Origin of the sequence: Zymomonas mobilis (assembly GCF_006715975.1) — a bacterium.
Taxonomy (GTDB): Bacteria; Pseudomonadota; Alphaproteobacteria; order Sphingomonadales; family Sphingomonadaceae; genus Zymomonas; species Zymomonas mobilis_B.
In genome coordinates this window covers 1,633,513-1,657,347 of record NZ_VFOF01000001.1, presented here as the reverse complement: position 1 = coordinate 1,657,347, position 23,835 = coordinate 1,633,513, and the positions used below count along the sequence as shown (strand labels likewise).

The following is a 23,835-nucleotide window of genomic DNA, read 5'->3' as shown; positions in this document are numbered from 1 at the left end:
TATGAGCTGTAAAGAAAAAGGCCGCAAGGAGTTGGCTGGATGAATCCTTCACGTCTTTTTATCTTTCGGCCTGTTGCGACCTCGCTGATCGTTATTGCTATTGTGTTAGCTGGCATGCTCGGCTTTCACTATATGTCGCTTTCCGCTCTGCCCGAGGTCGATTACCCGACTATTCAGGTGACAACCCTTTATCCGGGGGCGTCTCCTGAGGTGACCAGCCAAACGGTAACTGCCCCTTTGGAACGGCAATTCGGGCAAATGTCGGGCTTGTCGCGGATGAGCGCGAAAAGCGCCGCCGGTGCTTCTGTTATCACCCTGCAATTTGGGCTTAACGAAGCTTTAGATGTCGCCGAACAAGAAGTGCAGGCGGCTATCAATGCGGCGAACGCCCTTTTACCGGCTGATCTTCCGGCACCACCGGTCTATGCCAAGGTCAACCCTGCGGATTCTCCTGTTCTGACGCTGGCGGCGACTTCGGAAACAATGCCGCTGACAGAAGTACAAAATCTGGTTCAAACCCGCTTGGCACAAAAAATCTCGCAGGTTTCCGGTGTCGGTCTGGTTGAATTATCCGGTGGCCAACGACCGGCTATGCGTATTCAGGCCGATACACAGGCTTTAGCCAGCTATGGTATTTCACTCTCTACGCTTCGCACCGCCATTGATAACGCTAACGCCAATTCGGCCAAGGGTAGCTTTGATGGCCCGTCAAGATCATGGCAAATCAATGCCAATGACCAGCTCTTAACGGTTGATGATTATAAAAATTTGATTGTCGCCATGCGGAATAGTCGCCCAGTCAGAATGAGCGATGTTGCGCAGGTCGTGGCCGGTGCTGAAAACAACCGCCTTGGTGCCTATTACAATATTACGCCCGCCGTCATTATCAATGTTAGACGGCAACCGGGCGCGAATGTGATCGCCACAGTTGATAACATCAAAAAACAGCTTCCTGAATTAGAGGCCGGATTACCCGCTGGCCTCAAAGTCTCCATTGTTACCGACAGAACTACCGGTATCCGAGCCTCCATCGAACATGTCGAGGTCGAACTCGTTCTTGCTGTTCTGATGGTTATTCTGGTTATCTTCTTCTTCCTCCATTCAATACGAGCGACCTTCATTGCCGCTTTGGCGGTACCGATATCGCTGATCGGTAGCTTTGCCGCCATGTATATGATGGATTACAGCCTCAATAACCTTTCCTTGATGGCACTCACAATTGCATCAGGCTTCGTCGTCGATGATGCGATCGTGATGATCGAAAATATTGAACGTCATATCGAGGCAGGATTGCCGCCCTTCAAAGCCGCTTTGAAGGGGGCGCAGGAAATCGGCTTTACGATTATCTCGCTGACGATCTCGCTGATTGCCGTGCTTATTCCGTTGCTGTTCATGAGCGACATTGTTGGACGGCTATTCCGTCAATTCGCCATGACCTTGGCTATCACGATTTTGATCTCGGCTGTGATCTCTCTGACCTTGACCCCGATGTTATCAGCCCGCTTGCTGGTTGCCCATCGTCATAAAAACCCCATTGGTGACCGCATCCAAAAGGGTTTTGAAAAACTGGAATATCATTACGAACATGGGCTGAAATGGGTGTTGGGTCATCAGACCTTTATTCTGATGATGACGATCCTGACTTTTGTCGGCACCGCTTTTCTTTACATGGCTATCCCGAAAGGTCTGTTCCCGTTACAGGCAACCGGGCAGCTTCGTATCCAGACAGATACCAGCCCTGACGTTTCTTATGACCGGATGGCTCAATTACAGAAAAAAGCCGCCGCCAAGATCTTACAGGATCCGGCTGTTGAAAATCTGTCGGTCTTAAGTGGTGTTGACGGGGTTACGAACAGCGCCCTTAACCAAGGGGTGATGTTGGTCAATCTGAAAACCGATACCATAGACGAACAAGCCGTCATCAAACGCCTTTATGAAACGGTGGCCAGTGTGGCGGGTATTCGCGCTCATATCCAACCGGTTCAGGATTTGACGGTCGATACCGATACCGGCCCAACTCGTTTCCGCTTATCCGTTGAAGGTGCCGACACCGACAGCGTTCATAAAGCGGCACGTCAGATCGCCGATAGTTTAAGCGAAAGCAAAAAACTAAATGATGTCTATACCGATGCTGATGCCAAAGGTGATGCGGTCTATGTCAATATTGACCGTGAAACGGCCAGCCGCTTATCGGTAACCGTCGCCGATATTGATGACACGCTTTATTCCGCTTTTGGTCAGCGTATTATTTCGACGATCTTTACAGAAACGAACCAATATCGCGTTATTCTGGAAGCCCGTCCCAATCTTTTAAACAGCATTGAATCCTTGGGGCATCTTAATCTGGCGGGCAGTGGCACTTTACCCACTCCGTTAAACGGCTTTTCTACGCTAAAAATAGGACAGGCGCCGTTACAGATTATGCATGTGGCACAATTTCCGGCGGCCACTGTCGGTTTCGATCTTGCAGCCAATACGGCTTTGGGTGATGGGGTGAAGGCGGTTCGCGCCCAAATCGCCAGCCTAAATCTGCCGGGTGGTATCACTACGACCTTATTGGGCGCTGCCAGCGCGTATGAAAAGGCCTTGGGCAATCAGATGCTTCTGATTTTTGCGGCTTTGATCTGTGTCTATATTGTCCTTGGTGTTCTTTACGAAAGCTACATTCACCCGCTCACTATTCTTTCGACCCTGCCGTCGGCCAGCGTCGGTGCTATTTTGGCCTTATGGATTACGGGGCATGATCTCGATATCATCGGTATTATCGGCATCATCCTGTTGATCGGTATCGTCAAGAAAAACGCGATCATGATGATCGACTTCGCGATTGCCGCCGAACGAGAAGAAAAAAAGTCACCGGAAGAAGCCATCTTCAATGCCGCGACTTTGCGTTTCCGCCCAATCTTAATGACCACCTTGGCCGCTCTTTTTGCCGCTATTCCTTTGATGGTCGGGCATGGCAGCGGAACAGAATTACGCTTGCCGCTGGGTCTTGCCATTTTCGGCGGCTTGTTGGCGTCCCAGATGCTGACGATCTTCACCACGCCTGTGATCTACCTATTCTTTGATCGGTTGGGGCAAAAATTTGCCCGTATGCGTCACCATAAAGACTCTGAAAACGAGGTTACACCGGCGTGAATCTGTCGCGACCCTTTATCTGGCGCCCGATCGGGACAACCCTTTTAACAATCGGCATCGCCTTGGCGGGCATTATTGCCTATTTCAAACTGCCGGTTGCGCCGCTGCCACAGATTGATTTTCCGGTTATCGTGGTTCAGGCCAGCATGGCCGGTGCCAGCCCGGACACCATGGCGAACAGTATTGCCCAACCTTTGGAAAGACGGCTGGGCGTTATCGCCGATGTGACGGAAATGACCTCTTCCAGTTCGGTCGGCTCAACCCAGATTGCTTTGGAATTCGGCCTTGATCGTGACATCAATGGCGCTGCCAGAGAAGTACAGGCCGCTATCAGTGCATCACGCGCCGATTTACCGTCCACTCTGCAAAGCAATCCAACCTATCTGAAGGTTAACCCTTCGATGATGCCGGTCATGGTTCTTGCCTTGACCTCGGACAGTAAAACACCAGGACAGATATACGAAGCCGTCTCTAACCTTGTCTCACAAAGGCTGTCGCAGGTTTCCGGTGTCGGTGAAGTCGAAATCGGTGGTGGTTCCTTACCGGGTATCCGTATCGACGTTTCACCCTATGCGCTTAGCCGTTTTGGCCTCAGCCTCGAAGATGTCCGCGCTACCATCGAAAGCGCCAATGCCAACCGCCCCAAAGGCGCTTTGGAAAGTCAGGATGGCCATCATTTCCAGATTTACACTAACCAGCTTGGTCGTGATGCCAAACTCTATGGCGATCTGGTGGTGGCATGGCGGAATGGCACCACGGCTATCAGATTAAAAGATATCGCGACGGTCACTGATGGTGTGGCGGATACCCGCAATCTTGGTCTTTTCAATGGCCATCCGGCGGTGGTGGTTCTGATTACCCAACAACCGGGTGCCAATCTGATTAATCTGGTGGATTCCCTACGGAGTGAATTGCCGCATCTCGAAAAATTATTACCTTCTGATGTCCATATTACGGTCGCCAATGATCGGACGAGTTCAATCCGTTCAACACTGAACGAAGTGCGACTGACTTTAATTATTTCGCTGGTGTTGGTGATCGCCGTTGTTGGCGTTTTCCTCCGTAATTTAAGCGCGGTTATCATTCCGGCTGTTGCCGCTTCGGTTTCGTTGCTGGGCACTTTCGCCGTCATGTATTTTGCCGGTTTCTCGCTCAACAACCTTTCTATGATGGCGATCATTGTCGCTACCGGTTTTGTGATTGATGACGCGATTGTCGTTCTCGAAAATATCGCTCGTCATCTTGAAAATGGTATGGGGCGAATGGAGGCGGCACTTCTTGGGTCAAAAGAGGTCGGCTTTACCGTTTTGTCGATCAGCCTGTCCTTGGTCGCGGTCTTTATCCCTTTGCTCTTCTTGGGGGGGATCGGCGGGCGGCTATTCCGTGAATTCGCAGTCAGTCTGTCGGCCGCTGTTCTGATTTCAATGGTGATCTCGCTTACCACGACACCGATGATGTGCGCGTGGATGCTTTCACCTCGGAAAGAAGACCAAAAGCAGGGTCGCATTGCTAACTTCTTTGAAAAGTCTTTTGCCTGCGTCGAAAAAGCCTACAGCTATGCCTTGAATTGGGCTCTCTCCATGAAGCCCTTGATGCTGGTGCTGTTTGTCTTGGTGCTGGTCTTAACAGTCTATCTCTATGCCGTGGTACCGAAAAGCTTCTTCCCACAACAGGATTCACCCATCCTGATGGCAGGGGTGCGGGCTGACCGTTCATCCTCTTTCCAAAGTATGGAAAAGAAGCTGACCCGAACGGTCAATATTCTGCGCCAAGAAAAACAGGTCTCAACCGTTATCGGCTTTACGGGTGGTAAACGCTCCGGCAGTGCCTTCTTGATGGTTGAATTAAAACCATGGGGCGAGCGGAAAGAAAAAGCCACCACGGTTATCAATCGGCTGCGTCCTAAACTGGCGCAGCTTACGGGTATCTCCGTTTTCCTGTCGCCGATGCAGGATTTGCGGATGGGCGCGCGTTCTTCTGACTCAACCTATCAATACACCTTGATTTCTGATGACAGCAAAGCGTTACAGGAATGGGTGCCAAAATTAACGCAGGCCTTGCAAGGCTCGGATATTCTGACGGATGTCGATAATGATTTATCGCTGAATGGTATTGAATCCATGGTCAATATTGATCGGGACAGTGCCAGCCGTCTTGGTATCAGCGCCCGCAATATTGACAATGCGCTTTATGACAGCTTTGGTCAGCGGCAGATTGCGACCATCTACGAAGATATCAACCAATATCCGGTCGTCTTCGAATGGTCTCCGAAAGACCAGCAAGGGCCCCAAGCGCTCCCGAATGTCTATATTCCAGCCAATAGCGCTAATAACTCTGCTTCTACCACGAATACGACGGCGATTGCTGGCACAGGCACAAATACCGCAGGGGCAACCTCGGTTGCCAATGATTCTTCGGCGCTATCGGTCAATTCAACGGGCAGCGGCAGCAGTGGGGATGCCAATTCGGCTAACCCGTCTTTAAGAGACCCTTCAACGGGCAGCGCTCTAAACACCACGGCCAGCACGATGGTGCCTTTACCGGCTATTGCGAAATTCTCGCTTCATGCAACGGATCTCTCTATCCAGCATGATAACGGGGAGGCTGCCGCAACCATTTCCTTTAACCTGAAAACCGGCCACAATCTGACAGAAGCCCAAAATGAAATAAAAGCTAAAATGGGGCAACTGATGGTGCCTGCCAATATTCGGGGCAGTTTTGCTGGAACGGCTAAACTCGGTAGCGATCAAGGCGGTAGTCAGGCCTTACTTCTTGTTGCAGCTTTGATAACGATCTATATCGTTTTGGGTATCTTATATGAAAATCTGATCCATCCGATCACGGTGATCTCAACCTTACCTGCGGCTGGGGTCGGGGCTGTTTTGGCCTTGATGCTTATCCATATGGACTTTTCCGTTATCGCCCTCATCGGGGTCTTCCTGTTGATGGGAATTGTGAAAAAGAACGCTATTTTGGTGATCGACGTTGCCTTGCATCTGCAAAGAGAACAAGGTTTGTCCGCAGAAGAAGCAATGCGGCAATCCTGTATTTTGCGCTTTCGTCCTATTATCATGACGACACTTGCCGCGGCTTTGGGGGTATTACCTTTGGCTATCGGATTTGGTGAAGGTTCAGAATTCCGCCAACCTTTGGGTGTGACTATTATCGGTGGTCTGGTTGTCAGCCAGATGCTGACCCTTTTCACAACACCGGTTATTTATATTTACTTTGATCGTTTATCGCATTGGCGTCCGTGGCGACGGAAATCAAAGCCTGAAAACCAGTTGGAGAGAGCATGAAGGCCTTTTTCCTGTTACCCCCCCTTGCTTTGATATTGGCAGGTTGTGAAATGGGGCCGAACTACGTTCGTCCATCGGCTCCAACACCGCATCAATATGGCGGTGTGGACAATAAAAAAGTAACCGATATCGCCGGAAATAAGGCTTCCTCCGGTGCGACATTATCCTCTAATAAGTCTGCCTCAGACCCAAAAAAGGCTGATCCGAATACCCCGCCATTGCCGCCTGAACAGGTAACCGAGAATGGCCAGAAAATCTGCTGGGAAGACGCCCAGCCTATGGATCGACTGGTCAGGGATCGCTGGTGGGAATTATTCAACGACCCTGATCTTAACAAACTCATCGAACGTTCCGATGTCGCCAGTCAAAGCGTCGCCCAAGCTGAAGCGACATGGCGTAATGCCTTGGCCGTCATGGGACAAAGCCGTTCTTCGATGTGGCCAACGATCAGTCTCAGCGCGTCAAACCAGCATACTGTAACCGGTGGTGGCAGCGAGGTTGTCAATACGGCCGGTGGTGGATCTTCCACCGTCAGCAAAAGCAATATCAGCGATAACTATCGTGCCGGTCTCTCCATGAGCTGGACGCCAGATTTCTTTGGTAGCGTTCGTCGCCAGATCGAAAATTCACGGGCAACTGCTGAAGCCAATATGGCGGATATCGAAACCGCTCGTCTTGCGCTTCATGCCGGTGTCGCCAGTAGCTATCTCCAGTTGCGGGAAGCCGATGCCGAAATGGCGATTATGCAGCAAACGATCGCTGCATACAGCCACGCCCTAGAAGTCGCTCGAAACCGTTTCAATGCAGGTATCGCTCCTGAAAGCGATGTGTTCCAAGCAGAAACCCAGCTATCGAATACGCGCTCCCAGATCGAAAGTCTGAGACAAAATCGTCGTACTTACGAAGATGCTATTTCAGTCTATGTCGGTGTGCCCGCCGGTGATTTTCATATTGCCCCAAAGGATAATTGGGAACCTACCGTTCCCGAAATTCCACTGGGCTTGCCGTCAACGCTTTTACAGCGCCGACCGGACATTGCTTCTGCCGAGCGCAAGATAGAAGCTGCCTCAGCTACTATTGGGGTCAGGAAAGCGGCTTTCTATCCTAGCTTCAGCCTGTCTCCTTATGCAGGTGACACTGCGGGCGATATTACGCGGCTTCTGGCAAAGTCTTCCAGTATCTGGTCGACTGGGGCTTCAATGGCCTTTACGGTTCTCGATTGGGGTTCTCATTTATCTCAGTTGCATCAGGCTCGGGCTGCTTATTCTCAGGCTGTTGCTAATTATCGGCAGGTTGTTCTTCAAGCCTACCAGAATGTTGCCGATCAGATCGCCGCAACGCAGGTCTATAATAATCAGCAAACCCATCTCAATGATGCATTTAAAAACGCAGATCGTAGTCAACAGGCTACTCTGAAGCGCTATCAGGTTGGGTTGGTCGCCTATACAGATGTTGTTACCGTAGAAACTTCTGCCTTATCGGCAAGACGCAGCTTAATGCAAACGCAGTTGGCACGCCAAACTGCAGCGGTTTCGCTTATTCAGGCTTTAGGTGGTGGATGGACAGGCTTACCGCCTCGGATGCCAACCAACCATAAAGTTTTCCACGAGGCAAAAGAGCAGAGATTAGCTGAAGAAAAAACTGCCAAACAGCAAAAGAATAAGCCGTAAGCTTCTTTTTTTTAAGGCGGACATATCGATTATTCTTTTTACCAATCGATATGTCCGCGATGTTCCAATAATGTTTAGAGCGTTTTTTCAATCTGATTGGCAATCCGTGGCAAAGGTGCTGTTACCAATCTACGACCGCTGCGCCATGTCAGATAACCGGATAAGAAGATAACAGCGATACCGATAAAGGAAACGCCATCAACCGGTTGATGGAAAATGAGATAGCTGAAAATAACGGTCCAAACCATCTGGCTATATTGGGGCAGGGCGATAGTGTTCGCTTCGGCATATTCTGCCGCAATCATCATCAAAATTTGTCCCCAAGCAGCAAACAAACCATAAATCAGCAGATAAAACCATTGTAACGGGGTTGGCGTTACCCAGCTATTCCATGTCATAGCCCCGTCAATGACAATAGGCCCCACAACACTTGCGCTATATAGCGATAAACGAGATGGCTTTGTAACCAGACCACCTTTTTTCTTATTCGTTGCTCTGAATACAGCCCAAGATGCGCCCGTGCAAAATGCGCCAGCCAAGGCTGCAAAATGCCCAACACCCAAAGGGCGAAGACCCGGTCGCAGGATGATAACGGTACCGATAAAACCGATAATCAAAGCAACCCATTTCGGAAAAGGTATCTTTTCGTTCAAAAAGACAAGGGCAATAAGATTTACGAAGAAAGGCAGCAAAAATAAAAGCGCCATGGCTTCGGTCATAGGCAGGCGTGTGAACGCAACCACACTAAAGAAAGTGCAAAGCGCAACACAGACAGCTCTGATTAGCCAAATTTTGAAATCATAAAATCCGAAAACATTTAGATAGCTTTCATGTGGCTTTCTCATCAGGGGAATCGCCGGAGCCGCAATGACTCCACCAAGGAAAGCGATTTCAAAAGCATTGATCTTACCATCCAGCAATTTCGATCCAGCATCGCTGATCGTAAAGGCCAGATAGGCTATAAGGGCTATGGTGATGCCTTTTTTTTCCATGGTAACGTGAACTCCGCCGTCACTTTATTCTAAGGCAGCTCTCATTGTTTCGGTATCGGTTCGGCATGAATTGTCGATAAGTGGCAATCAGCAAGTCAGGGAATCGAATTTTCAAAGAGCATGATTCAAATATAAGAATGGCTGCTTATATTTTTTTGACTTAAAAAATAGCCCCAAAATTAAATAGCCGTAAAAAAACATTAAAATTTAAATATTTGATGCAAATTAGAATTTTATAAAATCATCTTGGATATTTTGATTTTATGTTTCTGTAAAATAGTGTTTCTATTTTTAGATATATTCTATCGAGAGAATAACAATTTAAACGAATCGATCTGGTGAGTCCGAATTATTTCAAAAACCGCATTGATTTATTTGCTACTGATATCGAGAAAAAGAGGTCAGTTAACAATAACTAAAAATATTTCATACTTTTAAATGGACATTTAAAAATAATAAAAAAGGCAGGTATTTCTACCTGCCTTTTTCTACTTAAATTGTATTTATGACTTAGAAGTCATAGCTCAGGCCGGCAAAGATATAGCGGCCATAGACATCATAAGTCGTGACGTAGGTATTGCCGTTATAAACACCAGCATTACCACCATTCTGAGAAGTGATTAATGGAGGATTGGTGTCTAATACGTTATTAACACCTGCGCTTAAGGTAACTTTATCCGTGACTTTGTAATAAGCGGTCAAATCAAGATAGCTGACTGTACCGATTTTCTTATCAAAGCTGGACGTTGCGGTACCGTTTGGATTGGCACTGGTTCCAACATCACTCTTAGATGAGCCAATAAAGCGCCACATAGCAGAGAAGCCAAAGCCCTTCGGTAAATCCCAGCTAAGGCGAACCTGATGTTTCCATTTCGGCATCGGCATGCCACAGACGGATCCGTAAAGCCCAGCACAATTATATGTCGTTGCACCGCCGCCTGGATTGGTCTTGTAGTTTAACAGCCAGGTACCATTAATTGAAGCACTCAAGTTACCAAATTTATTACCTAACGGGTAACTATAGTTTGCACCGAAATCAACGCCTCTTGTCGCTAAAGACCCTACGTTAATGTTGGTATCAACAATGTAGCCACTGTTGTTCCGCCATAACGAGCCGTACTGATCACGGTGAATACGATCGCAATAAAGTCCCTTGTTACCGCATAGCTGCAATATGTTATCGGCACCCAGCACACTGACAATATTATTGATTTTGATATCAAAGAAATCGGCTGTGAAGCTAAAGCGACGGAAAGGCGTTAACGCCACACCACCAGTGAAGGTATTAGCCGTTTCTGGTTTGAGGCTAGTACTACCTCCAGTCAAACCATTATATTGACCCGCTGGATTTTCAGCAACATTGCCATATTGAGCCTTAGTTACACCCATCAGTTCGCATTGGGAAGCTGTCATGGTCGGGCTACTGCCTGCACATGGATCGGTTGAACCATCTAGCGAGATAGCGGTCGGTGCATAAAGCTCCTGAATATTGGGAGCTCGTACGGCTCTATTATAACCACCGCGGAATGCTACGCCTTTAACAGGGGAGTAAACCATTTGCCCCTTATAAGACATAACAGATCCACTGAAGCTATAGTCAGAATAGCGGAAACCACCGGTCAAGGTTAATTCATTTGCACCACGCCGATGATCTATAATCGGAAGGCCAGCTTCAATGAACAATTCTTTAACGTCATATTGACCCTGTGAAGATGGGTTTGCACCACCCTGACCGGCCAAATCGCCGGATGCATATTCAGAATCGGTGTGATATTTCATCTTTTCACGACGATATTCTGCACCGACATTGACACTAAGACCATGGCTCGCTGTTGGTAGTTGAACACCATACTCGCCACCGTCAAAAGTCAAAGAGCCGCTGACAACAGTTTCCTGCGTCGATCCGACTGCAATACCAGGCGTCTGTAGATAATTAATAGAGGATTGGCTTGGACCATTGCCGCTAAAAATATCATAAGGAACGCAGCTTGAATCGCTTCCATCAATGACAGAGCGGCACGTTGGTGTACCGTTATAGTTTACCACATTGAGGGCGTTATTTAATTTGTTGATCGAAATATCGTTAAGGAAACGATTCTGGTAGACTGTTGAGCCATACTGACCATAAACGTCATAGGTTAAACCCTTGACGATTTCACCTTTAGCTCCAATGACACCCCGATATGAAGTGTGCTGAATCGTGCTAAGGCGGGGGCTTCCTTCAGTATTTCTTTTAAAGAGCTGAGCCTGAGAAGTATTATATGTCGTTCCTTGGCTATCCGTTTTTGTACCACTGATATTTGCCGTCGAGCACATAAGCGAAGCTTCTTGTGTCGTTAAAAACGGATTATCACAGTTTACAGTGCCGTAACCGAAGGTACCAGATGGTGCTAACTGAGCCGTGCTTCTGTCATCCATAAACTGGAATTCAGCATAGGGTTTAAAACCATCAGTTACATCATAATGGGCAAAAAAGCCTGCTGTATAGCGCTGATCAGGCCGCTGAAGATAGTTAGTCGACCCATAGTTATATTGAGCAGTACCTGGTAAAAGCTGACCATTGCTGAAATGATACGCGTCATTGCCAAGATAGACACTACCCGGCCCTGAGGTAATCGACCCTCCGCAGACAGCACTGCTAGAACCGGAGCCATTAATAGCACAGGAACTATAATCACGGTCAGCTCCCGTAACTGCAGCCTGACGACGATAGCCAAGATAGGCAACTACATGGCCACGACCATCTTTAGTACCCGCACCAAATTTTAGGTTAGCATTGAAGCCCCAACCATCGAAAGCAGTATTTCTGGGATCTGCATATGACTTTTGCCCCAGAAGCCCCCGCATAGTTTTGCTATCGTTCGCATTGTTTAATACGTTATATTGAGCATCCGCATGGAAGCCTTCATAATTCGTATCCATAACAAAGTTGACAACACCAGCGACAGCATCTGAACCGTAAACTGCCGAAGCGCCGCCGGTTAAGACATCAACTTGCTTGATCAAGGATGATGGAATAGCATTTAAATCGGCAGCCTGAGAGCTTGGATCACCTGGCATTAAACGGCGACCATTAATCAATACAAGCGTCCGGTTAGAACCTAAGTTCCGCAAATTGGCCGTCGCGATGCCAGACGCACCATTCGACATGGCACTATTTTGAGTACCATAAAACTGAGGCATCCGGTTAAGGACATCTTCTATGCGGGTGTAACCCTGCTTGGTAATTTCTTTAGCATTAAGAGAGGTAATCGGGCTGGTCGAAGTAACGCCTGGTGGAAGGCGTGAACCCGTCACGGTAATCGTACCGGTTGGTGGTGCCACTTCAGGAGCAGACGGTGCTGCTGCCATCGTCGGAGCATTGCTTGACGATGAAGTATCCGCAGATGCATCAGACTGCTGTGGCGTGCTTTGAGATGTTTCCTGTGCGAAAATAGGCGTGGACCACGCAATAACGCCTGCGACCATACCCGTGGTCATGAAGGCACTTCTCAGATGTCTTCTGATCATTATTCCCCCTTTTTGAGATATGCACTGTCCCCAAACTTCAAACATCTTCCCGTCAGATGTCGATTGTGCATTCTTTTTTTGAAATAACGGCCTGATCTAAATCGCTGGTAACAAAGCCGCATTTTTCCTACTGAGATATAGATAATAATATTTTTTATGTTTCCGCAATTGCTAAATTAAGAAATTTATGTTTGCTAACCATTCCTTAAAAAATGTAACAAAATTGCAACACGAAAGCCTTTGCGCATGTTTAGTGCACATATCTAGTTTTTTGTTGTTACATATAAGATATTATTTTTCTTTTTTATGAAAAATATACAGATAAAAAATAATTAAATAACTTTTAATTAAAATTAAATAATTTTTTTAGAAAATTAAAATACTTTTATATCTGTTAATATTGTTTTTTATTAGAAGTTTAATTTTTGTTAAATGAAATGTAAGTGCGAATTAATATTCATTTTTAAAAATTTTTATCTATTCTCATCACCTAGTGGCTTGTTGGAGTGACCTTCCGTATGACGAATCGTTTTTCGAAAATAACAGGGGTAACTTTATCTCTAGTAATTTCTTTTTCTATGATACCGGTTCAAGCTGCCAAAAATCAGAATAGCTTCAAAGATAGCCCTTTATTCAATAAGTTACTGACCTGTCGTTCAATTAATGACGATGTCGCGAGACTACATTGTTTTGACGATAATATTAAAGCTTTAGACGATGCGAATACGCATCACGATATTCTCGTAGTGGATAGGGCGGCTATTCTTGCTCGCCAAAAACAGAGCTTTGGTTTTGCGCCTCCAGTTTTAGCTTTACCTAAAAAAGAGAGTCCGTCACCTCAGTCGCAGAAAAAAGACCAAGCTACCGATGATGTTATCCATGAGATGACTGACAAAGTTAGCTTCGTTAGTGATGATGGTGAAGGACATTGGATCATCGGTTTTTCAAATGGCGCGCGTTGGCTTCAAATTGATGATCAGCCAGTTGCTAACGAACCTCACGTTGGATCAGTTGTCCGGATAAGAAAAGCTTCTTTTGGTTCTTTCGTCGCCAATATTGATCAGCAATCTGCAATCAAGATGAGAAGAGTACGATAAATTCGATTGACGAATTTCGCTCCAAATGACTTTTGGTGGTGTGCATCGCCATCTATCGATAATTTTGCCAGTACCTCAAATATTGGTTGTCCATTTTTGAATTTCACAGGAAATGAAATTTTTGCAAAATGGCTGTGTCTGCTCAATATTTATCATAGTAGAGTAGCCCATTTTTAGGTTATAGTCATTCTCAACAAACGACCTAAAATTGGATAAAAATCAATGCTGATACCTGGTTTTAAAAAAGATAAACCGGCTAATGTCGAATATCTTGATGGCCACTTTCGCCTGCTTTCGCGTGGGACGCACGTTATCTGCGCAGTATCGGGTAAGCCGATTGATCTTGATTCCTTGCATTACTGGAGCGTGGAAAAACAAGAACCCTATGCCTCTGCCTATGAGGCCGAAATAGCTTATTCCCGTGAACAGGAAACCTCGAAAAACAATTGATAAAGATCGTTCCGCCTGTCTTTTTTCGACAGGCATCAGATTTTCCTCAATTATCGGGCATTCTGTTGAAATAAAGACGCTTTATCGTGATATTTAAGAACAAATATCCTTAAAATGATAATTTTTGGTTCTTATTTTCAGCAGAAGGTTTCCATTCCGGTATAAAATGTCTAAGGGACACGCATCTTTCCGGTTACTCGCGTGAGGGATCCATGAAGCTGCTTGCCGGTAATTCTAACTTGCCGATTAGTCAGGCTATTGCCGACTATCTCGAAATTGATCTGACCAAAGCGTCCGTGCGTCGCTTTGCAGATGAAGAAATTTTTGTTGAAATCCGCGAAAATGTGCGCGGTCAGGATGTCTTTGTTATCCAGTCAACGTGCTGGCCAACGAATGATAATTTGATGGAGCTGTTGATTTGTATCGACGCTCTGAAACGGGCTTCTGCTCGCCGGATTACGGCTGTTATCCCGTATTTCGGCTATGCCAGACAAGACCGTAAACCGGGTCCACGGACGCCGATTTCAGCAAAGCTGGTTGCCAACCTTATTACAGTCGCTGGTGCAAGCCGTGTACTGTCGGTTGACCTCCATGCAGGTCAGATACAGGGATTTTTTGATATCCCGACTGACAATCTCTACGCCGCCCCAGTAATGTCGGCTGACATTCTGGCCCGTTTCCCCGATAAAAAACTGACGGTTGTTTCGCCTGATGTCGGTGGTGTTGTTCGGGCTAGAGCCTTGGCTAAACGTCTGGATAACGCGCCTTTGGCGATCGTTGACAAACGGCGTGAACGTCCGGGCGAATCAGAAGTGATGAATATCATTGGCGACGTTTCCGGTCGTTTTTGTATTTTGATTGATGATATCGTCGATTCAGCGGGTACTTTGTGCAATGCTGCCGAAGCTCTTTTGAATGCAGGTGCCGAAGGCGTTATGGCCTATGTCACTCATGGCGTTCTCTCTGGCGCAGCTGTTGCCCGAGTTGAAAAATCTTCGCTGCTGGAATTGGTCGTCACTGATTCTATTGGGATGCGTCCGGAAGTCGAGCAATGCTCGAAAATCCGTCAATTATCCTTAGCGCCTTTATTGGCCGAGGCTATTCGGCGTATCGCTGATGAAACTTCGGTTTCTTCATTGTTCGATTAAAAACAAAGCCTGCGAAAGCAGGCTTTTTCTATTCCGAGATGATTTATGTCCCGAAGCCCTTATGAAGACGACATTCGTCTTGCCAATCGCCTTGCCGATATAGCGGTGGATATTATCCGGCCTTTCTTTCGTGCACCTTTGACGATTGATCTCAAAGCCGACCATTCACCGGTCACAAAAGCGGATCGGGGTGCTGAACAGGCGATGCGGGCTGTTCTTGAACAAGAACGTCCCAAAGATGGTATCTTTGGCGAAGAAATGGGTGTCGCTCGACCTGATGCCCGCCGTGTGTGGGTATTGGATCCAATAGACGGAACCCGTGCTTTCATCGGTGGACGGGCAAGCTTCGGTACATTGATCGCTTTGGTAGAAGACGGCCAACCTGTTCTCGGGATTATTAACCAACCCATCCAGCAAGAACGCTGGGTCGGGGTGAAAGATATGCCGACCCGTTTTAACGGCAACGTCATTCATACCCGTTCTTGTCCTTCAATCGATCATGCTCTCTTGGCGACAACCTCGCCTTGGCTGTTCGAAAAAGACGGAGAGGCGTATTTTGACAAGCTTCGTTTAAAATGTCGGGATACTTTACTTGGAGGCGACTGCTATAATTACGGTCTGCTTTCTCTTGGTCACTGTGATCTCGTAGTTGAGCAATGTCTCAAATTTTACGATTTCGCAGCACTTGTCCCAATTGTCGAAGGGGCAGGGGGCCTCATGCGCGATTGGCAAAACCGTCCCCTCAATAAACAGAGTGTCGGTGAAGTCATTGCAGCCGGTGATCGGCACTTGATCGAACCGGCATTGTCTGCCATGGGATTGTGAGCCTTTGTTAGTTTAGGAAAGAGCGGCTTGTCAAATAGGGATACCCTCTTTATAAACCGCCTTTCTTCCACGATCTGCTCTACACTGCCCGGCTTTTTATGGGCTGCCGTGGCGGTGGTCGATCGTCAAAATCAAGGAGACGAAAATGCCCAAGTTAAAGACCAAAAGTGGGGTCAAAAAGCGGTTTAAATTCACCGCTAATGGTAAAGTAAAACACGGTGTTGCAGGTAAGCGCCATCGTCTTATCAGCCATAACGCAAAATACATCCGTCAGCACCGCCGTACCGATGTAGTTTCATCAACTGAAAACCACACCATCAAGGCGTGGGCACCATACGGTTTAAACTAAGGGAGGCTGATAGATGGCACGTGTAAAACGCGGTACTACGACGCGCGCAAAACATACGCGGATTCTGGATCAGGCCAAAGGTTATTATGGCCGCCGGAAAAATACCATTCGTATTGCCCGTCAGGCAGTCGAAAAAGCCGGTCAGTATGCTTATCGCGACCGTAAGGTTAAAAAGCGTTCTTTCCGCGCACTTTGGATTCAGCGTATTAACGCTGCTGTCCGCGCAGAAGGCTTGACCTATGGTGTCTTTATGTATGGTCTGAAATTAACCGGTCTTGATCTTGACCGTAAAGTTCTGGCCGACCTTGCTATGAATGAATCCGCTGCTTTCAGCGCAATCATTGCTCAGGTCAAATCAGCTTTACCTGAAGGCGCACGCGTTGCCGCTTGATGATTAAGCTTTTAAAAATCGCTTTCTTAAGGTGATTGAAAAAGGCATAGGAGCACTCTTTCGGGCGTTTCTATGCCTTCTTTTGTTATACAGTCCAGTGCGCATCTTCATCCGGCCAAACCGCATGAAGATGCGTTCTGGGAAAATTTAATGATTTACTGTCTGATATCGGCTGAATAGAGCAAAAATCTTTTGGATTTTTTCCGCTATTAAAGGGTGATACTCATATCTCCTTCCAACGAACAGCGCGTTAAACAGGCTATGGTCACAAAAATGATGGAAAGCATGACCGATCTAGATAATCTGAAAGCCGATCTGATCGGCCAGATCTCTCAATCAGAGGATTTGGCCGGCTTAGAATCTGTGCGCGTCCATGCCCTTGGGAAACAAGGGGTTGTCACGGCGCTTTTGAAATCGCTCGGAAAAATGACACCGGAAGAGCGGCAGGAAAAAGGGCCTGTAATCCATAGCTTGCGTCAGGAAGTGGCTCAAGGGATTGCTGATCGTAAGCAAGCCTTGGAAACGGCATTGCTCAACGAAAAGCTTGCAAGTGAAACTATTGATCTTTCCTTGCCGTCTCCCAAAATCCCAAAAGGCTCGCTTCATCCAGTCAGTCAGGTAATGGATGAGCTGGCTGAAATTTTTGCGGACCTTGGTTTCGCCGTTGCAAGCGGCCCTGAAATCGAAGACGAATGGCATAATTTCAGTGCATTAAATATTCCGGAAAGTCATCCTGCACGGGCAATGCATGATACCTTCTATTTTGAACCCCAAGAAGGTGCTGCCAGTAACGGTGATAAAGGTCGAATGCTGCTGCGGACGCATACTTCGCCGGTTCAGATCAGGACGATGAAGGGGCAAGAGCCACCTATTCGTATCATCGCACCGGGACGTACCTATCGTTCGGATTCAGATGCCACTCACACGCCGATGTTTCATCAGGTTGAAGGACTGGTCATCGATAAAGGCGTGCATCTTGGACATTTGAAATGGACGTTAGAAACCTTTGTTCGCGCATATTTCGAACGCGATGATATCGTTCTCCGCTTACGTCCCAGTTATTTTCCGTTTACCGAACCTTCAATGGAAGTTGATGTCGGCTATACCCTTGAAAAGGGACGCCGTATCATTGGTGGGAAAGACCCTGATGGCTGGATGGAAATCCTTGGCTCCGGCATGGTGCATCCCAATGTGATTACCGCTTGCGGTCTTGATCCCAATGTATGGCAGGGTTTTGCCTTCGGTTGCGGTATCGATCGCTTGGCCATGCTGAAATATGGCATGGATGATTTACGGGCTTTCTTTGACGGCGATTTGCGCTGGCTGCGTCACTTTGGCTTTGCCGCGCTTGACGTGCCCACACTTTCTGGAGGAGTCGGCGCATGAAATTCACGCTTTCATGGTTAAAAGAACATCTGGAAACAGAAGCTTCTGTTCAGGAAATCGCGGATACGTTGACCCGCATCGGTCACGAAGTTGAATCCGTTCATAATCCGGCTGAGGGCTTAGAGGCTTTCCGGATCGCTCGGGTTCTGACGGCGGAACGCCACCCACAAGCTGATCGTCTTCAAATTCTAGCTGTGGATGTTGGCGAATCTGAACCGTTACAAGTCGTATGTGGTGCATCTAATGCTCGCGCCGGCTTAGTCGGTGTTTTTGCAGCCCCTGGTGTTTATGTGCCGGGTATTGACGTTACCCTGAAAGTCGCGGCTATCCGTGGTATCGAAAGCCGCGGTATGATGTGTTCTATCCGCGAACTTGGCCTTGGCGACGAGCATGAGGGTATTCTCGACTTACCGCATGAAGCCCCCATCGGACAATCTTATGTCGAATGGGCTGGGTTAGATGATCCGGTTTTCGACGTCGCGATTACCCCTGATCGTCAAGATTGTATGGGTGTTCGTGGTTTGGCGCGCGATTTGGCAACCGCTGGCATCGGACGCTTTAAGCCTTTGGCTATTCCTCGGGTGCCTGTAACTGATGCGGCACCAGCTGCAATTGCTGTCGAAGATAAAGAATGCTGCCCGGCCTTTTTCGGTCAACTTATTCGCGGTATCCAAAACGGTCCTTCACCTGAATGGATGGCAAGAAGATTACGGGCTATTGGTTTTCGGCCTACTTCTGCTTTGGTCGATATTACTAATTACATCATGTTTGATTTGGGGCGTCCGCTTCATGTCTATGACGCTGGTGTGGTCAAAGGCACGTTGACAGCGCGCAAGGCCAAAAATAACGAAAAGATCGAAGCTTTAAACGGTAAAAGCTATGATCTTGATCCTTCGATTACGGTTATTGCCGATGATCTAGGCGTTAAGAATATTGCCGGTATTATGGGCGCTGAAAGCGGAAGTGTTTCTGGTTCAACCACGGATGTTATCATTGAATGCGCCTATTTTGATCCTGCTGCGATTTCGCAAGCCGGTCAGAAATTGGGCTTAGCTTCTGATGCTCGCATCCGTTTTGAACGGGGTGTCGATCCTTCTTTCTTAAGCGAAGGGCTGCAAATTGCAGCGCGCATGGTTTTGGATTTCTGCGGTGGTAAGGCAACGCCAGCTGTTACTCTTGGCGAAGCGCCTTCTACTGTGCCGGTCATTGCCTATGATCCTTCTTATGTGACGTCACTTGCGGCTATGGATGTGCCACCAGCACGCCAACGCGAAATTCTTGAACAGTTAGGCTTTGCCATCGATGCGGGCTGGCGCGTTCGAGTGCCGAGTTTCCGCCGTGATGTCAGTGTGGTGGCCGATATTGTCGCCGACATTGTCAGAATCGAAGGACTCGAAAATGTCCCATCAGCTGCTCTTGATCGGGGCGATGGCGTCGCAAGACCGATTGCAACCCATGGTCAGTTGACTGAACGGCGTGTGCGTCGTGCAGCTGCCGCTTTTGGTATGAATGAAGCGGTAACATGGAGCTTCATTTCAGAAAAAGACGCCAATATTTTTGGCGGTGCTTTCTGGAAACTTGCTAATCCGATTAGCGAAGACATGAAGGTCATGCGTCCGTCTTTATTGCCAGGATTGTTGACGGCAGCCAAGCGTAACCGTGATCGGGGGCAATCCACCATTCGGTTATTCGAAGTCGGCCGCCGCTATTTGCAAGAAGCTGAACGCCCAACCTTGGGTCTGATTTTTGCTGGCGAACGGATGAGCCGCGATTGGCAATATGGCAAAAGCCAGAATTTTGATGCCTACGATGCTAAAACTGCCGTATCCGCTATGCTGGATTCGGTCGGGATGCCGGTTGAAAGATTACAACTGATGGGTGACGCAGGTGACGTTTATCATCCAGGACGTTCTAGTCGTTTATGCCTTGGACCTAAAAACACATTAGCGGTTTTTGGCGAAATCCATCCAGCTATTCTGGCTGAATTTAATATGGAAGGGCCGGTTATCGGGGCAGAAATCTTCTTAGATGCCTTACCGGTTCGCAAAAATTCTGGGCAATTGCGCCAGCCTTATGCTCCAAGCCTGCTTCAGCCTGTCTATCGCGACTTTGCCTTCTTGTTGCCGAAAGAAATTCCGGCCGCTGATCTGGTACGTAGCATCGCAGGGGCGGATAAAAGCGCTATCGTAGAAGCCCGTGTCTTTGACGTCTTTACGGGTGAAACGATTGACCAGAATGAAAAATCTTTGGGCATTGAAGTAATGCTGCAACCGGCTGAAAAAAGTTTCACCGATGCTGAATTACAGGCAATTAGCGACAAAATTGTTGCGGCTGCCGCCAAAAGAGGGGCTCGCCTTAGAGCCTAAAATTAAAAAATTTGTTTTATTCAAGGCGGGTATGTCATCATGCCCGCCTCTTTTTTGTCTTTTTGAGGAAAGTTAATGGCTGTTAAAGGTAAAGAATACCCTCATGATTCATTAACAAATTTGAGGCGTTTTTTACGTTACCTCTGGCCTAAAAATCACCGTGACCTCAAAATCAGACTTATACTGGCTTTGGTCATGGTTCTTTTTTCAAAGGCCATTATTCTCATGATGCCTTTCGCCTATAAAGGCGTCATAGATCACATGGTTCCGACTGAAAAAACAGGGGCAACGATGGCCATGGCTTTGGCAACTGCTTACGCAGCCAGCCGTTTCGGGGGCGTTTTATTCGATAATTTGCGAAATGCTATCTTTGAAGCCGTCGGGCAGAATGCTGCAAAAGAATTAGCGGTAGAATTATTCAAACATCTTCACGATTTACCTTTGTCTTTTCACCTCGAACGACGCACAGGATCCTTAACAAGGATTATCGAGCGAGGCACTAAAAGCATTGATTCAATGCTTTATTATCTCATTTTCAATATAGGCCCTACGATCTTCGAATTGATCGCTACCTGCGTGATTTTTGTTCTTTCCGGCTGGGGATGGAGCATGGTTATAGCGACATTAGGTATGATCGCTATTTATATTCTCTTTACCCGTATCATAACTGAGCGGCGCGTTGCCTTACGTCGTCAATGGACAGAATACGACCAGCAAGCGGGGCAATGCGCTTTAGACTCCTTACTTAATTATGAAACTGTTAAGTATTTTAATGCAGAGAGTTTAGAGACTAAACGCTATTCCAAAATTGCAGGTGATCTTTCTGATGCGACCGTTAAGGTTGAAACCTCGCTGGCTTCCCTGAATATCGGTCAATCTCTGATTACCAATATCCTCATGGCTGGCGGTATGATTTTCACCATCTGGGGGTGGAGCCATAACCGTTTCAGTGTCGGTGACGTGGTCCTAATTAACAGCTTACTGCTTCAGCTTTTTCGGCCTTTAGACTTTCTAGGCACCGTTTATCGGCAGGTCAGGCAAGGCCTGACGGATATGGCCGCTGTATTCCGTTTAATTGATACCAAGGCAACTTTACAGGATAAGGCTAATGCCCCCGCACTAAAGGTGAATACTGGTGAAGTTCGCTTTGAACATGTGCAATTTCAGTATCATTCAGATCGCCCTATTTTAAAAGATATTGATTTCACTATTCCGGCTGGACAAAGCTTGGCAATTGTTGGTTCTTCTGGTGCCGGAAAATCGACCTTAGTTCGGCTTTTATATCGTTTTTATGATGTAACCGACGGTCGAATATTAATTGATAACCAAGACATCAGGGATGTAACGCAACATTCGCTGCGGCAAATCTTGGGCATGGTGCCACAGGATATCGTCCTGTTTAACGATACAATCGAATATAATATCCGATATGGTCGCCCAGATGCGTCGCCTGAAGAGGTAAAACAGGCGGCGAGGGGAGCTGCTATTGCCGATTTTATAAATTCTTTACCACAAGGCTATCAGACGGCTGTCGGTGAAAGGGGTTTAAAATTATCAGGCGGCGAAAAACAACGGATAGCCATTGCCCGAACATTGCTGAAAAATCCGCCTATCTTGTTATTTGATGAGGCAACCAGTGCGCTAGATAGCCATAGCGAAGCCGATATACAGGCTACTTTAAATCAAATCGCCAAACAACGGACGACCATTATTATCGCGCACCGGTTATCAACGATTGTTCATGCTGATCAAATTATCGTTCTAGAACAGGGAAGGATTGTCGAACGAGGCAATCATCAAAGCTTATTAGATCAAAAAGGTATCTATGCCATGATGTGGCAAAGACAGAGCCAAAAGAATTAATTTTAAAATGCACAAAAAAAGGGGATAACAATTATCCCCTTTTTTATATCGAAAAAGCCGTTTTTATTAAGCTTCTACGGTTACGCTTTCAGTTTCCGCTTTCGGCCGACGTCCGCGACGACGTGGCTTTTCTTCTTCCTGATCAGCGGTTTCAATTGGATTGGTTGCTGGCGGCAAACGATCTGCTTCCAAACGGGCTTCTGCCTCAATAACGGCTTTCGGCCGACGTCCACGCCGTCTTACCGGTGCTTCTGCCATGGTGTCAGTGGAAGGCGCTGCAACCGCTTCTATATTGTTTTCCTGAATTCCACCTTCTGCATAACGCTGTGCGGCTTCGGCTGCCTTGCGGGCTTCAGCTTCAACAACGGCTTTCGGGCGGCGTCCACGGCGACGCACAGGCGGTGCTGCAACTTCTTGATCTGTTGCTTCTACCGGAAGACTCGGCTGGGGCTGAACCGGCATAGCGGTTTCAACCATCCGGTTTTCTTCTCGGTCGTTAAAATCTGCCCGCATATCATAACGATCGTTGTTTTCTACGATCCGTCTTGCGCGCACGGGATTGTTGTATTCGTTATTATTGGTGTTCGCGTTATAGCCGTTATCGCTATATCCGTTATCGCCGTTATTGCGATCATCACCAGCCATACGGTTGTCACCAATAGCTCGTCGAGGTCGTCTTATCCGGTTTTCGGCATTGTTGTTATAGGCAGGGGTGCGGCGGTTATCAAACCGGTTATCCATAGGCTGACGTGAATTATCAGCATTTTGCCTATTATCCATGGATGAACGGTTGTCTATGACCTGTTCGTTATTATCACCTTCCGGTAATAAATTACGATCTCGCATCCGCGCTTCTTCATAACGAAGTCTATTGTCATTAAGAATACGGAAATAATGATCTGCGAATTGAAGGTAATATTCGGTCATTACCCGATCACCTTGCAATTGCATATCCCGAGCCAGCGCCTTGTATTTTTCATGAAGCTGACTTGCATTTCCGCGTGCACGGTTATCGATACGATTATTGCGATCCATTCCATTATTGGAATTAGACCGGGGCAAGCCCCCGCTACGCCCACGGCGTCGGCCGTTCTGACGATTATTGATCAACTGTTCGCTGCCTTCGTCACTGCTGGTGGTTAAGTCACCATCCGCCATTGCGACCAGATAACGGGAAGTAAAATTATTTCATCCGTTATGCCGGAAATGGCGGGCTACGTTATTCCCCCTTGACAGACATTGCCTAAAGTCAATGTCAGAACTTCTGGAGCTGTTACGACGTTTTGATATCTGCCCCGAAAAAGAACATCGGGAACGCCATGAAGCTACCATTGGGAATTGGCTCAAAAAG

Annotated in this window: 15 protein-coding genes; 12 read left to right on the top strand and 3 right to left on the bottom strand. The window is 47.3% G+C overall.

The window, feature by feature from the left end; genetic code table 11:
- Nucleotides 1-39 precede the first annotated feature (39 nt).
- Genes FBY58_RS07225 through FBY58_RS07215 form a run of 3 tightly spaced genes read left to right on the top strand, consistent with a single transcriptional unit; the run spans nucleotide 40 to nucleotide 8,107 of the window.
- Nucleotides 40-3,138 carry an efflux RND transporter permease subunit gene (locus FBY58_RS07225; RefSeq protein ID WP_141920288.1) on the top strand — a complete coding sequence of 1,033 codons (3,099 nt, stop codon included), beginning with the start codon at nucleotides 40-42 and terminating at the stop codon, nucleotides 3,136-3,138.
- On the top strand, nucleotides 3,135-6,437 hold the full coding sequence (locus FBY58_RS07220) for an efflux RND transporter permease subunit (RefSeq protein ID WP_141920287.1): 3,303 nt from the start codon (nucleotides 3,135-3,137) through the stop codon (nucleotides 6,435-6,437). The genes FBY58_RS07225 and FBY58_RS07220 overlap by 4 nt, the downstream gene beginning before the upstream one ends.
- On the top strand, nucleotides 6,434-8,107 hold the full coding sequence (locus FBY58_RS07215) for an efflux transporter outer membrane subunit (RefSeq protein WP_260432143.1): 1,674 nt from the start codon (nucleotides 6,434-6,436) through the stop codon (nucleotides 8,105-8,107). The genes FBY58_RS07220 and FBY58_RS07215 overlap by 4 nt, the downstream gene beginning before the upstream one ends.
- A gap of 74 nt (nucleotides 8,108-8,181) precedes the next feature.
- On the opposite strand, the gene FBY58_RS07210 is transcribed toward FBY58_RS07215, so the two are convergent.
- Together FBY58_RS07210 and FBY58_RS07205 are read right to left on the bottom strand one after the other, a co-directional pair.
- Nucleotides 8,182-9,099: a DMT family transporter gene (locus FBY58_RS07210; RefSeq protein WP_141920285.1), complete on the bottom strand. Its 918-nt coding sequence runs from the start codon at nucleotides 9,097-9,099 to the stop codon at nucleotides 8,182-8,184.
- A 510-nt stretch (nucleotides 9,100-9,609) separates the two neighbouring features.
- Nucleotides 9,610-12,609, bottom strand: coding sequence for a TonB-dependent receptor domain-containing protein (locus tag FBY58_RS07205; RefSeq protein ID WP_141920283.1), 3,000 nt, complete (start codon nucleotides 12,607-12,609; stop codon nucleotides 9,610-9,612).
- Between the two features lie 518 nt (nucleotides 12,610-13,127).
- On the opposite strand from FBY58_RS07205, the gene FBY58_RS07200 reads away from it, so the two are divergent.
- The 9 genes from FBY58_RS07200 to FBY58_RS07160 all read left to right on the top strand — a co-directional run bounded on the left by FBY58_RS07200 (nucleotide 13,128) and on the right by FBY58_RS07160 (nucleotide 22,484).
- Nucleotides 13,128-13,706: a hypothetical protein gene (locus FBY58_RS07200; protein ID WP_141920281.1), complete on the top strand. Its 579-nt coding sequence runs from the start codon at nucleotides 13,128-13,130 to the stop codon at nucleotides 13,704-13,706.
- 222 nt (nucleotides 13,707-13,928) lie between these two features.
- Nucleotides 13,929-14,156: a DUF2093 domain-containing protein gene (locus tag FBY58_RS07195; RefSeq protein WP_141920279.1), complete on the top strand. Its 228-nt coding sequence runs from the start codon at nucleotides 13,929-13,931 to the stop codon at nucleotides 14,154-14,156.
- A 212-nt stretch (nucleotides 14,157-14,368) separates the two neighbouring features.
- Nucleotides 14,369-15,304: a ribose-phosphate pyrophosphokinase gene (locus FBY58_RS07190; protein ID WP_141920278.1), complete on the top strand. Its 936-nt coding sequence runs from the start codon at nucleotides 14,369-14,371 to the stop codon at nucleotides 15,302-15,304.
- Nucleotides 15,305-15,349: 45 nt separating this feature from the next.
- Nucleotides 15,350-16,129, top strand: coding sequence for an inositol monophosphatase family protein (locus FBY58_RS07185; protein WP_141920275.1), 780 nt, complete (start codon nucleotides 15,350-15,352; stop codon nucleotides 16,127-16,129).
- A gap of 145 nt (nucleotides 16,130-16,274) precedes the next feature.
- Nucleotides 16,275-16,478 (top strand): 50S ribosomal protein L35, encoded by a 204-nt coding sequence (rpmI, locus tag FBY58_RS07180; protein ID WP_141920273.1) that lies wholly within the window; start codon nucleotides 16,275-16,277, stop codon nucleotides 16,476-16,478.
- Between the two features lie 13 nt (nucleotides 16,479-16,491).
- Nucleotides 16,492-16,869, top strand: a complete 378-nt coding sequence (rplT, locus tag FBY58_RS07175; protein WP_141920271.1) for a 50S ribosomal protein L20 — start codon at nucleotides 16,492-16,494, stop codon at nucleotides 16,867-16,869.
- Between the two features lie 273 nt (nucleotides 16,870-17,142).
- Nucleotides 17,143-18,255: a phenylalanine--tRNA ligase subunit alpha gene (pheS, locus tag FBY58_RS07170; RefSeq protein ID WP_185738198.1), complete on the top strand. Its 1,113-nt coding sequence runs from the start codon at nucleotides 17,143-17,145 to the stop codon at nucleotides 18,253-18,255.
- Nucleotides 18,252-20,621 (top strand): phenylalanine--tRNA ligase subunit beta, encoded by a 2,370-nt coding sequence (gene pheT / locus FBY58_RS07165; protein WP_141920269.1) that lies wholly within the window; start codon nucleotides 18,252-18,254, stop codon nucleotides 20,619-20,621. Before pheS ends, pheT begins: the two co-directional genes overlap by 4 nt.
- 75 nt (nucleotides 20,622-20,696) lie before the next feature.
- Nucleotides 20,697-22,484, top strand: a complete 1,788-nt coding sequence (locus FBY58_RS07160) for an ABC transporter ATP-binding protein/permease (RefSeq protein ID WP_141920267.1) — start codon at nucleotides 20,697-20,699, stop codon at nucleotides 22,482-22,484.
- Nucleotides 22,485-22,550: 66 nt separating this feature from the next.
- Here the strand turns inward: FBY58_RS07160 and FBY58_RS07155 are convergent, their stop codons facing one another.
- A complete protein-coding gene (locus FBY58_RS07155) occupies nucleotides 22,551-23,642 on the bottom strand; it encodes a DUF4167 domain-containing protein (RefSeq protein WP_141920266.1) in 1,092 nt (363 codons plus the stop codon).
- Nucleotides 23,643-23,835 lie beyond the last annotated feature (193 nt).

Bases quoted from the DNA above. Each gene is read 5' to 3' on its own strand.
- FBY58_RS07225 (WP_141920288.1), top strand. From the start codon at position 40: ATGAATCCTTCACGTCTTTTTATCTTTCGGCCTGTTGCGACCTCGCTG.
- FBY58_RS07215 (WP_260432143.1), top strand. From the start codon at position 6,434: ATGAAGGCCTTTTTCCTGTTACCCCCCCTTGCTTTGATATTGGCAGGT.
- FBY58_RS07210 (WP_141920285.1), bottom strand. From the start codon at position 9,099: ATGGAAAAAAAAGGCATCACCATAGCCCTTATAGCCTATCTGGCCTTT.
- FBY58_RS07205 (WP_141920283.1), bottom strand. From the start codon at position 12,609: ATGATCAGAAGACATCTGAGAAGTGCCTTCATGACCACGGGTATGGTC.
- FBY58_RS07200 (WP_141920281.1), top strand. From the start codon at position 13,128: ATGACGAATCGTTTTTCGAAAATAACAGGGGTAACTTTATCTCTAGTA.
- FBY58_RS07195 (WP_141920279.1), top strand. From the start codon at position 13,929: ATGCTGATACCTGGTTTTAAAAAAGATAAACCGGCTAATGTCGAATAT.
- FBY58_RS07190 (WP_141920278.1), top strand. From the start codon at position 14,369: ATGAAGCTGCTTGCCGGTAATTCTAACTTGCCGATTAGTCAGGCTATT.
- FBY58_RS07185 (WP_141920275.1), top strand. From the start codon at position 15,350: ATGTCCCGAAGCCCTTATGAAGACGACATTCGTCTTGCCAATCGCCTT.
- rpmI (WP_141920273.1), top strand. From the start codon at position 16,275: ATGCCCAAGTTAAAGACCAAAAGTGGGGTCAAAAAGCGGTTTAAATTC.
- rplT (WP_141920271.1), top strand. From the start codon at position 16,492: ATGGCACGTGTAAAACGCGGTACTACGACGCGCGCAAAACATACGCGG.
- pheS (WP_185738198.1), top strand. From the start codon at position 17,143: ATGATGGAAAGCATGACCGATCTAGATAATCTGAAAGCCGATCTGATC.
- pheT (WP_141920269.1), top strand. From the start codon at position 18,252: ATGAAATTCACGCTTTCATGGTTAAAAGAACATCTGGAAACAGAAGCT.
- FBY58_RS07160 (WP_141920267.1), top strand. From the start codon at position 20,697: ATGGCTGTTAAAGGTAAAGAATACCCTCATGATTCATTAACAAATTTG.
- FBY58_RS07155 (WP_141920266.1), bottom strand. From the start codon at position 23,642: ATGGCGGATGGTGACTTAACCACCAGCAGTGACGAAGGCAGCGAACAG.